Genomic DNA, 14,063 nt, shown 5'->3' on the forward strand with positions numbered 1-14,063 from the left:
TCACGCCGCGGAGCGGGGTTGCCGCGGACCGACCCACACGACGCCGTCCTCGACCCGGACGGCGTACGACGGGACGCTCACCGACGCGTCGTCCAGGCACTCGCCCGTGCGCAGGTCGAAGGGGTGCTTGTGCATCGGCGAGGCGACGAAGGGCACGTCGCCCCGCGTGCCCACGATGCCGCGCGCGAGCACCGACGCCTTGGCGAAGGGGTCGTGGTTGCCCAGCGCCAGCACGGTGCCGTCGTGCAGGCGGAAGATGGCGACCGCCTGCCCGTGCACCAGGGCGGTGACGCCGCGCTCGACCTCGAGGTCGGACAAGCGGCAGACCGGCTCCCAGCCGGGCTCGCGCGCCTCGTCGCTCACGGCGCCCCCACCGGGATGCTCGTGGCGAGCACCACGGGCTCGTCGCTGGGTGCCGGACGGATCTGGCCGCGCTCGGTGGTGAAGGTGATGTGCGGATCGGGCACGCCGGGGGCGTTGACGAAGGAGACGAAGCGGGCGAGCTTCTCGTCGTCCTCCAGGGTCGCGCGCCACTCGTCGGCATAGGTCCCCACGTGGCGGGCCATCGCGGCCTCGAGCTCGGCCCCGAGCCCCAGCGCGTCCTCGACGACGACCTCGCGCACCCGCTGCAGGCCGCCCTCGAGCGAGGCGATCCACGTCGAGGTGCGCTGCAGCCGGTCGGCCGTGCGCACGTAGTACATGAGGAACCGGTCGAGGTAGCGCACCAACGTCTCGTCGTCGAGGTCGCCGGCCAGCAGCTGCGCGTGGGCCGGGGTCGCGCCGCCGTTGCCGCCGACGTAGAGGTTCCAGCCCTTCTCGGTGGCGATGACGCCGAAGTCCTTGCCGCGGGCCTCCGCGCACTCGCGAGCGCACCCCGAGACCCCGCCCTTCAGCTTGTGCGGCGAGCGCAGGCCGCGGTAGCGCAGCTCCAGGTCGATCGCCATCCGGGTGCTGTCCTGCACGCCGTAGCGGCACCAGGTCGACCCGACGCAGGACTTCACCGTGCGCAGCGACTTGCCGTAGGCGTGGCCGGACTCGAAACCCGCGTCGACCAGCCGTCGCCAGATCGCGGGCAGCTCCTCCATCCGGGCGCCGAAGAGGTCGATGCGCTGACCGCCGGTGATCTTGGTGTAGAGCCCGAAGTCGCGGGCCACCTCGCCGATGGTGATGAGGCCCTCGGGCGTGACCTCGCCGCCCGGGATCCGCGGCACGACGGAGTAGGTGCCGTTGCGCTGGATGTTGGCGAGGTAGGCGTCGTTGGTGTCCTGCAGCGCCGCGGTCTCCGGGGCCAGCACGTGCCCGCCCACCTGCGAGGCCAGGATCGAGGCGACGGTGGGCTTGCAGACCTCGCACCCGCGCCCGCGCCCGTGGCCCTCCACCACCTGGTCGAACGAGCGGTAGCCGTGCACCGCGACGACGTCGAAGAGCTCCTGGCGGGTGAGGGCGAAGTGCTCGCACAGGCTCCGGTCCACGACCTTGCCGGTCGCGGCGAAGTGCTCCTCGATGATCGACTTCACCGTCGTCGTGCACGACCCGCAGGTCGAACCGGCGCCGGTGCAGCGCTTCACGCTCGCGGCGTCCTCGCAGAGGTGCTCGCCCGCTGCCCGGGCGTCGCCGTCGGCGTGCGGGTCGCGGACCGCGGCGAGGATCGCGCCCTTGCTCACGTCGTTGCACGAGCAGACCTGCGCCTCGTCGGGCAGCACGACGCCACCCCCGCCGCCACCCCCGCCGGCGCGCGCCGCGGGCAGGATCAGCTCCTCGGGGTTGTCGGGCAGCGCGATGCCGGAGGCGACCAGCGGCCGCAGCATGCCGTACGCCGAGGCGTCGCCGACGAGGATCCCGCCCAGCAGCAGGTGTCCCCCACCGCCCTCGCCGCCCTCGGGCTCGGGTCGCTCCGCGACGACCAGCTTCTTGTAGACGCCGGCGACCGCGTCGGCGTAGACGAGCTCGAGCGCACCGGGCGTGGTGGCGAAGGCGTCGCCGAAGGAGGCGACGTCGACGCCGAGGAGCTTGAGCTTGGTCGAGGTGTCGGCACCCTCGAAGGTGCCGGGCCCGCCGAGCAGCGCGTCGACGACGACCTCGGCCATCGCGTAGCCCGGGGCGACCAGCCCGTACATCCGCCCGCCGGGCGCCGCGCACTCGCCGACGGCCCACACGTGCGGGTCGGAGGTGCGGCACTGCGTGTCGACCAGGACGCCGCCGCGGTCGGCGACCTCCAGCCCGGCGTCGCGGGCGAGGCTGTCCCGCGGTCGGATGCCGGCGGAGAAGACGACGAGGTCGGTCGCGACCTCGCCGGCGTCGCGCAGGCCCAGCGCCCGGACCCGACCGGCGTCGTCGCCGAGGACGGCCTCGGTGGCCGCGCCGGCGTGCACGGTGACGCCGAGGGACTCGATGTGGCGCACGAGCGTCGCGCCGCCCTGCTCGTCGAGCTGCACCGGCATCAGCCGGGGGGCCATCTCGACGACGTGGGTGTCCAGACCCAGCTGCACCAGCGCGTTCGCGGCCTCCAGCCCGAGCAGGCCGCCGCCGATGACGGTGCCGGTGGTCGCGCGCCGCGCGGCCTCGCGGATCGCGTCGAGGTCCTCGATCGTGCGGTAGACGAAGCAGCCGTCGAGGTCGCGGCCCGGCACCGGGGGCACGAACGGCGCGGCCCCCGTCGCCAGCACCAGCTCGTCGTAGGCCAGCTCCTCGCCGCTCCCGTCGGCGTGCGAGACCGTGACGGTGCGCGCCGCGCGGTCCACGGCGGTGACGGTCGAGCCGGTGAGCAGGGTGACCGCGGGGTCGTCGTAGGCCCCCGTCGGCAGCAGGCTGAGCTCGTCGGCGCTCGCGCGGCCGAAGTAGGACGTCAGGGCCACGCGGTCGTAGGCGACCCGCGGCTCCTCCCCGACCACGACGAGGTCGTGGGTGGCGGTGAGTCCGCGCTCGACGGCGGCCTGGACGAGGCGGTGGCCGACCATGCCGTGGCCGGCGACCACGAGCCGGCGGCGGCCGGCCGCGGGCGGCGGGACGGGCTGCGGGGCGGGCGTGCGGGTCATCGGAGGTCCTTCCCCGAGCGGGACGCGGGACGGGTGGTGGCAGTGGTCGCGACGCTAGGAAGCGGACGTGTCAGCGGTGTCCCCGACCTGTTTCGCGCGTGTGAACGTGTGCCGGGGTCCTCACCGAGCAGCCGCTCGACGGTGCCGCGGCAGCCGCCGCAGCCCGTGGTGGCCCGGGTGGTCTCCCGGGCCTCGGCGAGGCTCCGGCAGCCGCGGACCGCGCCGGCCGTCGCCCCGGCGCAGGCGCACACCTCGGCCTCGTCGGGCAGGGCGGGCGGCGGTGCCGTGGTCTCGGCGAGCAGCAGCTCGCCCGGCTCGCGGGGGCCGAGCACCGTCCGCTGGTCGTGGTGCTGGGTGATGAGCCCGACCCGCGACAGGTCGCCGACCAGGGCGGCGGCGACGATCCGGCCGTCGCGCACGACGAGCCGGCGGTGCGAGCGGGTGACCGGGTTGGTCATCTCGACCACCTCGCCCTCGGCCCGCTCGGGGTCGCCCAGCACGGCCACGTCGAGGCCCGTCGCCCGCAGCCGCGCGACCGTGCGCACCCCGGCGTACGCCGCGGGGGCACGGCCCGGCGGGCCGGCGGTGGCGGTGGTGGTGGCGGCGGTGGTGGTGGCGGTGGCGGTGGGGCCGACCTCCTCGACCAGCACCTGGGCCAGCACCTCGGCCTGGTCCCAGGCCGGGCCGACGAAGCCAGAGGTGAGCCCGCCGTGCTCGGCGCAGTCGCCGAGCGCGTGGACGCGGGGGTCCGTGGACGAGGTCAGCCGGTCGTCGACCAGCACCCCGCGCCGGCAGGCCAGGCCGGCGCGGCGCGCGAGCGCGGTGGAGGGGCGACCACCGGCGGCGAGCACGACGAGGTCGGCGTCGAGCACGCGGCCGGTGTCGAGCCGCACGCCGTCGGGGGTGAGCCGGGTGGCGCGCACCCCGGTGCAGACCTCGGTGCCCAGGCGGCGCAGCTCGCGGGCCAGCAGCGCGCCGGCGGCTGCGCCGACCTGGCGGTGCAGGACGTGGTCGGCACCCTCGACCAGGTCGGTGGCCAGGCCGCGGACCGACAGGGCGCGGGCGACCTGCAGGCCGAGCAGGCCGCCGCCGACCACGACCGCGCGGGTGGAGCCGGGCAGGGCGCCCAGCAGACCCAGGCAGTCGGCCACCGACCGGAAGGCGTGCACCCGGGGGTCGAGGCGACCGTCGACCTGCACCAGCCCGCGCACCGGCGGCAGCGTGGGGATCGAGCCGGTCGCGAGGACGAGGCGGTCCCAGGGCAGCCGGTCGCCGTCGACGAGGTGCAGCTCACGGGCCTCGCGGTCGACCTCGAGGACGCGGGTGCCGAGCCGCAGCCGGACCCCGCGCGCGGCGTACCACCCGGGGTCGCGCAGCGTGAGCGCGTCGTGGGGGTGGGTGCCCTCGAGCACGGCGGAGAGCAGGATGCGGTTGTAGGCCGGCACCGGTTCCTCGCCCACGACGGTGACGTCGTAGCCGCGGCCGCCGTCGGTGAGCCCGGCGCCGGCCAGGTGCTCGACCAGCCGGGTGGCGGCCATGCCGCCGCCGACGACGACCAGGCGCTGCCGCGTCACCGTGGGCCCGCCGCCGTCGCGAGGCGGGCCTCGGAGGCCTCCTCGACGACCCGGGTCGCCGCCGCCACCCCGGTCGCCGCGGTCACCGCGGTGATCGACGCCGCGCACACCTTGAACTCCGGCATCCGGCTGGCGGGGTCGAGCGCGTCGACCGTGAGCCGGTTGACCCCGACCCAGTGGAAGGGCACGAAGACGGTGTCGGGCCGGATCGTGGGCACCACCCGCGCCGGTGCCCGCAGCGCCCCCCGGCGGGTGGCGACCTCCACGAGCCCGCCGTCGTCGACGCCGAGCCGGCCGGCGAGCATCGGGTGCAGCTCGACGAAGGGGCCGGTGTCGGGCAGCTCGCGGATGCGGCGGGTCTGGGCGCCGGACTGGTACTGCGCGAGCACCCGTCCCGTCGTCAGGTGGACCGGGTAGGCGTCGTCCACCGGCTCGGCCGGCCCGCGGTGGTCCACGACGTGGAACCGCGCGCGACCGTCGGGGTGGGCGAAGCGCTCGGTGAACATCCGCGGCGTCCCGGGGTGCGGGACGACGCCGTCCGCGTCACCGCCGTCGACCCAGGCGTCGTCGGGCGGGGCGGGGCAGGGCCAGAAGACCCCACCCTCGCGCCGCACCCGCTCCCACGTGATGCCGGAGTAGTCGGCCGGGCCGCCCGCCGAGGCGCGGCGCAGCTCGTCGAAGACCACCGCGGGGTCGGTCGAGAAGGAGCCGGGCGACCCCAGCCGCTCGGCCAGCCCGGCGAGGACGTCGAGGTCGCTGCGCACGCCGGCGGGCGGGGTCAGCGCCTGCTCGCGCAGCAGCACCCGCCCCTCGAGGTTGGTCACCGTGCCGCTCTCCTCGGCCCACTGCGTCACCGGCAGCACCACGTCGGCGAGCGCGGCGGTCTCCGACATCACCAGGTCGCAGACGACCAGCAGGTCCAGCGCCTCGAGCCGCTGCACCACGCGGGAGGCGTGGGGCGCCGAGACGACGGGGTTGGAGCCGTGCACCAGGAGGGCCCGCGGGCCCTCCTGGGTGCCCAGGGCGTCGAGCAGCTCGTACGCCGAGCGGCCGGGGCCCGGCAGCTGCGCCGGGTCGACGCCCCACACGGCGGCGACGTGCGCGCGGGCTGCGGGGTCGGTGATCGAGCGGTAGCCGGGCAGCTGGTCGGCCTTCTGCCCGTGCTCGCGGCCGCCCTGCCCGTTGCCCTGCCCGGTGAGGCAGCCGTAGCCAGACGCGCGCCGGCCCGGCAGCCCGAGGGCGAGCACGAGGTCGATCCAGGCGAGCACGGTGTCGGAGCCCTGGGCGTGCTGCTCGGCGCCGCGGGCGGTGAGCACGACCGCGCGCTCGGCAGCGACCAGGGCCGCGGCCAGCGCGCGGACGTCGTCGGCGGGCACGCCCGTGACGCGCTCGACGCGCTCGGGCCACCACGCCGCCACGGCGTCGCGGACCGCCTCGAAGCCGACGGTGCGGGTGGCGACGTACTCCTCGTCGACGCCGCCGGCGGCCACGACGCAGTGCAGCAGGCCGAGCGCGAGGGCGAGGTCGGTGCCCGGCACCGGCTGCAGGTGGTCGTCGGCGCGCTCCGCCGTGGGGGTGCGACGCGGGTCGACCACCACGACGCGCCCGCCCCGCTCGCGGAGCCGGTCGAGGTGGCGTGCGGCCGGCGGCATGGTCTCGGCGAGGTTGGAGCCGACCAGCACGAGCAGGTCGGTCTGCTCGAGGTCGGCGAGGGGGAAGGGCAGGCCGCGGTCGACCCCGAAGGCGCGGGTGCCGGCGGAGGCGGCCGAGCTCATGCACCAGCGGCCGTTGTAGTCGACCTGGCTGGTGCGCAGCGCGACCCGGGCGAACTTGCCCAGCGCGTAGGCCTTCTCGTTGGTCAGCCCGCCGCCGCCGAAGACCGCCACCCCGTCGGGCCCGTGGGCGGCCTGCACCCGGCGGATGCCGTCGGCGACCACGTCGAGGGCCTCGTCCCACTCGGCGGCGCGCCACTCCCCCGTGCTGCGGTCGCGGAGCAGCGGCGTGGTGAGCCGCTCCCGGCTGCCGACGAGGCCACCGGCCGACCAGCCCTTGCGGCACAGCGCGCCCTCGTTGACCGGGTGCTCCCACGAGGTCACTTCCGCTCGCCCACCTCGCGTCGTGGGACGCGCGACCGTCATCCCGCACTGCAGGGAGCAGTAGGGGCAGTGCGTGCGCGTGGGGCCCGCGGGGCGGCCGGTGGGTCGCGGCATCAGACCCCCGCCTGCCCGAGGACCGACGAGCGCCGGGCGTAGACGGCGTACGTCACCGCGGCGCAGACCAGGTAGTAGGCGGTGAAGACGACGAACGCCGTCTCGACCGCGCTGACCGGGTCGTCGATCCAGGGGGCGCCGAACATCATCGGGATGCCGAAGCCGCCGAGGGCGCCGACCGCGCCGATCACGCCGAGGGCGGCGGAGCACTCCTTCGTGGCCGCGGCCAGCGCAGCGGTGCGCTCGGCGCTGCCTGCAGCGGTGCCCTGCTCGGCGCGGTGGCGCCAGATGACCGGCACCATCCGGAAGACCGCGCCGTTGCCGATGCCCGTGGCGGCGAAGACGAAGAGGAAGGCGCCGAGGAAGAGCGGGAACCACGCCGCGTTGGCCTCGGCGACCGCGACCGACTGCTCCGGGTTGGGCGCGAGCCGGGTGAGGGTCCACAGCACCACCAGCGTGCCGAGCACCAGGCCGCCGAAGGAGGCGAGCGTGACCCGCGCGCCGCCCAGGCGGTCGGCCAGCCAGCCGCCGAAGGGCCGGGTGAAGGAGCCGACGAGCGCGCCGAGGAAGGCGTAGTAGGCGAAGTTGACCCCCGCACCGGCGCCGTCGGGGGTGGGGACGAAGAAGTTCAGCTTGATCAGCAGCGGCATGGCGGCGGAGTAGCCGATGAAGGAGCCGAAGGAGCCGACGTAGAGGAACGAGACCAGCCACGTCTGGGGTCGCACCACCACGCCCAGCTGCTCACGGGGGCGCGAGGAGGCGACGGCCAGGTTGTCCATGGCGGCGTAGGCCGCGACCGCGGCCACCACCGCCAGGGCGGCGTAGAGCCACCCCGCGCGCTCGAGGTGGAGGCCACCGTCCGAGGCCTGGACCAGGCCGAAGAGGCCCGCACCGCCCACGAGGACGGGCAGGAGGAGCTGGATCACCGCCACGCCCAGGTTGCCCCCCGCCGCGTTGAGGCCGAGGGCCGCCCCCTTCTCCGCGGTGGGGTAGAAGAAGTTGATGTTGGCCATCGAGCTGGCGAAGTTGCCGCCGCCGAGGCCGGCCGTCGCCGCGATCAGCAGGAACGCCCAGTAGGGGGTCGTCGGGTCCTGCACGGCCCAGACGAAGAGCAGCGTCGGCACCAGCAGGAGGAGTGCGCTGGTGACGGTCCAGTTGCGACCGCCGAAGCGGGCCACGGCGAAGCTGTAGGGCAACCGGATCAGCGCGCCGACCAGGTTGGGCGCCGCCACGAGCACGAAGAGCTGCTGGGCGCTGAAGTCGAACCCCGAGGCCACCAGCAGGGCCGCGCTCACGCTCCAGATCAGCCAGACCGAGAAGCCCAGGTGCTCGGCGAAGATCGACCACACCAGGTTGCGCCGGGCGACCGGCCGACCGGTGGACGCCCAGAAGTCGGGGTCCTCGGGCCGCCAGTCCTCGATCCACCGGCCGGTGCGGCGCGAGCCGGCGGCGCTCGGTGTTGCGGGGGCTGCGGTGGTGGTCGCGGTGTCGGCGGGGCGGGCCGGGGGCGCCACGGAGTGGTCGAGGGTCACGGTGGCTCCTGCGGGAGGTCGGGGTCGGTGCGACCGACCCTCGCCCTCCCGTGTTGCGCCGGCCCGACGGCCGGCCTCACCGAGGTGTCAACTTCTCCTCACGGCCTCACACGGGCCGGTGACCGTCCTCGCCGACGTCGCCGGGTGACCCGTCGCGCGCGGCTCAGCGCCCCCGCATCGTCGCGACCGCCACGACGTTGGCGAGGACGACGACCGCGGTGCCGACGAGCTCGTGGCCCGCGGGCACCTGGTGGAGCAGGACCACGCCGACGACGACCGCCAGCACCGGGTGCACGCTCGACAGCACGCCGAAGGCGCGCGGCGGCACCGACCCCAGGGCGGTGAGGTCGAGCGCGTACGGCACGACCGAGCTGAGCACCCCGGACGCCACGGCGGCGAGCAGCACCCACGGGCCCGGGCGCTCCACCACCAGCACCGCCACCAGCGCCGGCGCCGTCAGCAGGGCGGCGCACCCCGAGGCAGCGGCCGTCGCCTGCAGACCCGGCAGGCGGGTCCCGACCAGCCGGCCGAGGGCCAGGACGACCTCGGCTCGGGTGCCGCCGTCGGCCCCGGGCTCGACGGCGAAGGAGTCGGTGAAGGCGTGGATGAGGGCGAGCCCCCGGCCACCCGACGTCCGGGTGGCCACCGGGGCGGGCTCGACCCAAGCGCCGCGGTCGACCACGGTGCAGGTCACCTGGCCACGCTCGCCGAGGTGCGCGGCCAGCTCGAGCGCGTTGGGCCGGTCCGCTCGGGCCGCGGTCTCCCGGGTGTCGTAGGCGTGCTCGACGACGTTGGCGAGCAGCTCGCCCACGGCGTGCTCGCCGGCGACCAGGTCCGCGTCGGCGACCCCCAGCTCGGTGAGCCACGCGACGAAGTCGTGGCGGGCCTGCGTCGCGGTGTCGACAGTGGCGGGGCCCTGACGATGCAGCGGCGCGGAGGCTGGCACGCGCTGCGCGGCCAGCAGGGTGATGTCGTCGCTGTGCCCCGTGTGCCGCGTCAGCAGCTCGAGGGTGACCTCGCAGATGCGCTCGGTCACGCTGCCCGCTTCGCGACCGAGCAGCAGCTCGGGCCGCCGGGCGTTGGCCGCGACCCGGGCCAGGTCCGCCGACGCGACGTCCACCGAGGTGCCCGGCCGCTCCAGGATGCCGTCGGTGTAGAGCAGGAGCGTGTCGCCCTGCCCGAGCTCGACCTCGCCCTGCTCAACGCTGGTGGTCCCGACCGCGGCGACACCGAGCGACCGAGCTCACGGCCGAAGCCGGAGCGCTTGACCCCGCCGAAGGGCAGCTCGGCGCCCTCGGCGCCGACGCCGTTGACGAAGACCATGCCGACGTCGAGCTGCTCGGCCACGCGGCGGGCCTGCTCCGGGTCGGTGGTGAACACGTAGGACCCCAGGCCGTACGACATGTCGTTGGCGATCTGCTCGCCGCCGCCGCCCGGCTCGAGGCCGGCGCCGCGGTGCAGGCCCGCGGTCGGGTCGAGCGGGTGACGATCGCGGCGCCGACGGTGACGCTGACCGACGTGGTCGCGCCGTTCGTGGCGACGATGTCGCCCGACGACCCCGTCGTGGACGTGCGGCCCGCCGACGCCTCCGACCCGGCCGAGGTCCTGCGCGCCGGCGCCGACCTCATCGGCACCCAGCGCCCGCCCGCACCTTTCCGGTCCCGCCCGCTCGCGGTCCTGCCGGTGTGGGCCTACGTCCGCGCGGACCACCCCTGGGCGGCTCGCCGCTCGGTCACCCTCAGCGAGCTCGTGGTGCAGCCGCTGGTGCTGCTGCCGCCCCACTTCACCGCCCGGGAGGCGGTCGACGCAGCGGTCGGCGCGGCGGGCGCGTCGTACGCCTCGGTCGTCGAGGCCGCCAACGGCACCGTCGCACAGGCCCTGGCCGCGTCGGGCCGGGGCGTCGCGGTGGTCTCCGACGACCCCCGGCACGACCTGGTGCCCCTCGCGGTCGACCCCGCGGATGCGTGAACCGCTTCATGAGTACCCGGTTGAAGAACCTGACTGCCGCTGAACGTGAGCGCCTCTCGATAAAGGTCGTGCGCGCCAATCGCGAGCTCAGCATGCGCGGAGCGATCAAGGAATACTCGCTCCGCAACGCTCACCACTTCGGCCTGGTGCTGCTGGCGATGTGTGGCGTCAGGATCGACGGACTGGCGTGACCAGCACGGCCCGACCGATCGCCGACTGAGAGCCCAAATCGGTCGGAGCAGCTTGCTGTGGCTAGATTCGCGGAACTCAGGGCACCAACACGACGAGGAGTGTTTGCTGGTGAGCGCAAGCCAGGCACGTTCGCTCATCGAGCAATGGCATGCCTACATCGCAGTCGAGCAGACTCTCTCGGACCGGGAGGCCGACCGGCGCTCCGCGGAGCTGACGGAGAAGACTGCTGAGCTGCTCGCGGCTGGAGGGGCCGATCGGCGGGCTCTCCTCGACGCCTTCGCCGGGGAGGACGGCCTTGCCGGTGCCATCGGAACCGCCCTGCTCCCACCCCCAGCCCGACGCGTTCTCGACCCCGACGGGTTCCGACGCCACCCCGAGGTCGCCTTCGAGGCCACCGAACTGCCTCTCAGCACGGCCCTCTGCCTGCCGGTCGCCGACGAGATGGTCGACCACGACGGGTTCCGCGCCGACCCGCTGGCCTGGACCGGGTCGTGGTTCGCCGGCTCCCCCGCAGTCGCGAGAACAGAACGGACCACCTTCCGGTGGCCGACGCGTCACGACGGCCATCCCCTGACATTCGTAGCCCAGGTCGACTTGGCAGCAGAGTCCGCCAACCAGGGCTTCGAGGAGTACGGCACCACCGGCCTCCCGGACGACGGCGTTCTGCAGTTCTTCCATGATCTGGAGACGTACGGCGACGACGACGACACCGACCCGTCGGCCTGGGCGGTGCGGTGGATGCCCCCCTTCATGCCCGACGAGCTCGTCGTGGCCGATCCCCCCAAAGGCATGGATCCACTACCGGCTGTGCCCATCAACGCGCAGACCAACCTCACCGCACCCGACCTGGACGACACCCGGCGCAGGTCCTGGCCAGCCGCAGACGTCGAGCGCTATGACCGGGCCCGCGACTGGCTAGAGCTCTCCGCAGCCGAAGCGAACATGATGGCCTCCAGCCCCGGAACCGCGCTCACCCCCTGGCACGACGAGTTCGTGCCCCCGACCGAGGTCTCACGGCTGGGCGGACACCCATTCACCGCCACCACCCCACGGCTGCACGAGGTCCTGCACAAGCATCTGCCCCTGTCGTCCGGCGACCGTCACACGTTGCTGCTCGACCTCAACCCACTCCAACTCGACGCTCACGTCCCCGCCTCAGAACAGTGGTTCCACGGCGGGGGACACCTGGAGGTCTGGATAGGGGCCAACGCCCTGGCCACTCGCGACTTCGACAGCTGCTGGAGCTTCATCCGTACGGGCTGAGCAGAGGTGACGCTCGCCGCTCACACTGCAAACCGTGGACCTCACCCGCGTCTCGAACGGGACAGACGCACGGACCGACACGCGCCGGGCGACCGCTTGCCGAGCTTGTCGGAAGCTGCATCGAGGAGTCCCCTCCTGACGCAGAGTGGGGTTGCGGCCCCCGGCGCGTGTCCGAGGGCGGGAAGCCAGTCGTCGAGGTTCGAGGTCGCTGACGTTCATCGACCGGCCCTGTCGAGCAAACGGTCCGCCGCGGTAGTTGAGCTGAACCACATCGTCCTCTCATGCCGATGTGCGGGCGTTCCGGGGGCCCGGTCATGCCTAGGCTTGGTCTGTGCGCGTCCTAGGTCTCAGCGTCCAAGCCGCCGCGGTGGCCGTGGTACTCGGCGCGTTGGCCGGCTTGCTGTACGTCTGGGCTCCGTGGGGAGGCGATGCGAATCCCTGCACCACGTTGAGGAACGGCACTGAGGCGTGTATGCCGATGGTCGTCGTTCCCCCGCCGCTGTGGGCCTGTTTCGCTTTCGGCTGCGGCGGTGCTCTCGTAGCACTGATTGCCGTGGCTGCGGCAGCGAACGTGCACCGACGTGTCAACGCGCTTTGACCGTCCGCCCCTCGCCAGCCCCCCGGCGTGCCCTGCGCCCCTCTGAGTAGCCGCGTTCAGGCGAGTGAATTCAAGCCACACGGCGGTGGTGGCCAGTGGCAAGGCCCAGCTAGTGTCGCCAATTGTGACCTCGAAAGTGAATCGGAGTTTCACCGGAGTTTCACCGGAGCCGAGTCCGCGGGGCCATCAACCACGAAGGCCCCCGACCACGTTTTCCCTGGTCAGAGACCTGTCACGGAGCCGCCTGTCGGAATCGAACCGACGACCTTCTCATTACGAGTGAGACGCTCTACCGACTGAGCTAAGGCGGCGCGCTGCCCGGGTCGACAGCGTCGGTCCGGGCAACCCGAGGAGGATAACGGACCCGGAGGCGGCGGGCGAAACCGGCGCACCCAGCTCGCCGCCGCGCTCGACGGGTCCGGTCTCGAGACGGGCCATCGGCGCGTCCCGGCCCCCTCGGAGGGGTGGTCAGGCGACGAGCTGGTGGCCCTCACGGGTCGCGGTCGCCGGCTGCTCGAGGTGGGTCTGCTCGGCGCCGCACCAGCAGGTGAAGGAGACCGCCAGGCCGCCCTCGGCGCGGGTGGCACCGGTGAACATGCTGGGGAAGACCAGCTGGTCGCGGTCGCAGCTGCTGCAGTGGTGGACGAACATCATGGTGGTGACTCCCCTCGGTCGCGGCACGGTGCCTGATGCCTCCATTCTGGATCCGTCCCAGCCACAGGGGTAGCCTCTTTTGTCGATGTGACCTCGAGGCTCGACCTATGGTTGACGCATGCTGTCGCTGCACCAGCTCCGCTGCTTCCTCGCCGCCTACGAGCGCGGCTCGCTCACCGCCGCCGCCGAGGCGCTCGGCTACGCCCAGCCGTCGGTCAGCGAGCAGATCCGCTCGCTCGAGCGGACCGTCGGCACCGACCTCTTCGTCCGGGTCGGGCGCGGCGTCGTGCCGACGGAGACTGCCGAGACCCTCCGGCCGTACGCCGAGCGCGCGCTCGCCGCGGCGGAGGACGCCCGGCGGGCGGCTCGCGCCGCGACCGCGCTCGAGACCGGCACCATCCGCTTCGGGATGTTCGGCGCGGCGCGGCTCTACGCCGGCGCCGGCCTGGTGGCCGACGTGCTCGCGCGCCACCCCGGCGTACGGGTCGAGCTGGTGGGCCAGAACTCCTCCGAGGTGCAGGAGGACCTGCGGCGCGGGCGGCTCGAGGCCGCGATGATCTCGGTGCCGGCCCTCACCGCCGAGGGCATGCACGTCACACCCGTCGCGCGCGACGAGCTGGTCTACGTCAGCGCCGACCCCGAGCGCACGGCCTCCCCCGTCACCGCGCACCGCTTGGCGCAGGCGCAGCTGGTGATGCCCGAGACCACCTGGCGCGCGACCGACTCCATCCGCACCGTCCTGCGGCAGTGGCTGCTCGAGACCGGCAAGAACCCCGTCACCCGCATCGAGGTGGAGGACGTCGAGACCGCGATCGAGCTGGTCGGGATGGGCCTGGCCGACACCGTCGTGCCCAAGGGCGCCGTCGAGCAGCTGCTCCCCCGGCTCGCCCCGCGGGCCTCGTGGGCCTCGCTGCGACCCCGGCAGTTCGACACCCTCGCGATCGTCAACCGCAGCAACGCGACCCTGTCACCTGCGGCCGACCTGATGATCGAGCTGGCCACGAAGCGGATCCAGGAGATCTGCGAGCCCGTCTAGG

Annotated in this window: 11 protein-coding genes, 1 tRNA gene and 2 pseudogenes; 4 read left to right on the forward strand and 10 right to left on the reverse strand. The window is 74.1% G+C overall.

Annotated elements, in window-relative coordinates; genetic code table 11:
- From nirD to BJ989_RS18515, 8 genes and pseudogenes are all read right to left on the reverse strand, one after another.
- Nucleotides 1-363: a nitrite reductase small subunit NirD gene (gene nirD, locus BJ989_RS01325; protein WP_179516683.1), complete on the reverse strand. Its 363-nt coding sequence runs from the start codon at nucleotides 361-363 to the stop codon at nucleotides 1-3.
- The gene (gene nirB, locus BJ989_RS01330; protein WP_179516684.1) at nucleotides 360-3,035 is read right to left on the reverse strand and encodes a nitrite reductase large subunit NirB; all 2,676 of its coding nucleotides are present in this window, start codon (nucleotides 3,033-3,035) and stop codon (nucleotides 360-362) included. The genes nirD and nirB overlap by 4 nt, the downstream gene beginning before the upstream one ends.
- Nucleotides 3,032-4,609: an FAD-dependent oxidoreductase gene (locus tag BJ989_RS01335; RefSeq protein ID WP_343048984.1), complete on the reverse strand. Its 1,578-nt coding sequence runs from the start codon at nucleotides 4,607-4,609 to the stop codon at nucleotides 3,032-3,034. Before BJ989_RS01335 ends, nirB begins: the two co-directional genes overlap by 4 nt.
- Nucleotides 4,606-6,819 (reverse strand): molybdopterin oxidoreductase family protein, encoded by a 2,214-nt coding sequence (locus BJ989_RS01340; RefSeq protein ID WP_179516685.1) that lies wholly within the window; start codon nucleotides 6,817-6,819, stop codon nucleotides 4,606-4,608. The genes BJ989_RS01335 and BJ989_RS01340 overlap by 4 nt, the downstream gene beginning before the upstream one ends.
- Nucleotides 6,819-8,351 carry an MFS transporter gene (locus tag BJ989_RS01345; RefSeq protein WP_343048985.1) on the reverse strand — a complete coding sequence of 511 codons (1,533 nt, stop codon included), beginning with the start codon at nucleotides 8,349-8,351 and terminating at the stop codon, nucleotides 6,819-6,821. Before BJ989_RS01345 ends, BJ989_RS01340 begins: the two co-directional genes overlap by 1 nt.
- Nucleotides 8,352-8,514: 163 nt before the next feature.
- The gene (locus BJ989_RS01350) at nucleotides 8,515-9,297 is read right to left on the reverse strand and encodes an ATP-binding protein (RefSeq protein WP_343049478.1); all 783 of its coding nucleotides are present in this window, start codon (nucleotides 9,295-9,297) and stop codon (nucleotides 8,515-8,517) included.
- A gap of 12 nt (nucleotides 9,298-9,309) precedes the next feature.
- Nucleotides 9,310-9,555, reverse strand: a pseudogene (locus BJ989_RS18050) (SpoIIE family protein phosphatase); the annotation flags it as partial.
- 86 nt (nucleotides 9,556-9,641) lie between these two features.
- Nucleotides 9,642-9,755, reverse strand: a pseudogene (locus BJ989_RS18515) (aldehyde dehydrogenase family protein); the annotation flags it as partial.
- A gap of 51 nt (nucleotides 9,756-9,806) precedes the next feature.
- Here BJ989_RS18515 and BJ989_RS01360 point away from each other — a divergent pair.
- From BJ989_RS01360 to BJ989_RS01370, 3 genes are all read left to right on the forward strand, one after another.
- A complete protein-coding gene (locus tag BJ989_RS01360; protein ID WP_343048986.1) occupies nucleotides 9,807-10,319 on the forward strand; it encodes a LysR family transcriptional regulator substrate-binding protein in 513 nt (170 codons plus the stop codon).
- A complete protein-coding gene (locus BJ989_RS01365; RefSeq protein ID WP_179516687.1) occupies nucleotides 10,316-10,510 on the forward strand; it encodes a hypothetical protein in 195 nt (64 codons plus the stop codon). Before BJ989_RS01360 ends, BJ989_RS01365 begins: the two co-directional genes overlap by 4 nt.
- A 109-nt stretch (nucleotides 10,511-10,619) precedes the next feature.
- Entirely contained in the window at nucleotides 10,620-11,774 is a 1,155-nt protein-coding gene (locus BJ989_RS01370; RefSeq protein ID WP_179516688.1) for a DUF1963 domain-containing protein, read from the forward strand.
- An 836-nt stretch (nucleotides 11,775-12,610) separates the two neighbouring features.
- On the opposite strand, the gene BJ989_RS01375 is transcribed toward BJ989_RS01370, so the two are convergent.
- Nucleotides 12,611-12,683, reverse strand: a tRNA-Thr gene (locus BJ989_RS01375).
- Nucleotides 12,684-12,840: 157 nt separating this feature from the next.
- The gene (locus BJ989_RS01380; protein WP_179516689.1) at nucleotides 12,841-13,026 is read right to left on the reverse strand and encodes a hypothetical protein; all 186 of its coding nucleotides are present in this window, start codon (nucleotides 13,024-13,026) and stop codon (nucleotides 12,841-12,843) included.
- Between the two features lie 118 nt (nucleotides 13,027-13,144).
- Here BJ989_RS01380 and BJ989_RS01385 point away from each other — a divergent pair, with 118 nt between their 5' ends.
- Nucleotides 13,145-14,062, forward strand: coding sequence for a LysR family transcriptional regulator (locus BJ989_RS01385; protein ID WP_179516690.1), 918 nt, complete (start codon nucleotides 13,145-13,147; stop codon nucleotides 14,060-14,062).
- Nucleotide 14,063: the final 1 nt, after the last annotated feature.

It is taken from the genome of Nocardioides perillae, from assembly GCF_013409425.1.
GTDB lineage: Bacteria > Actinomycetota > Actinomycetes > Propionibacteriales > Nocardioidaceae > Nocardioides > Nocardioides perillae.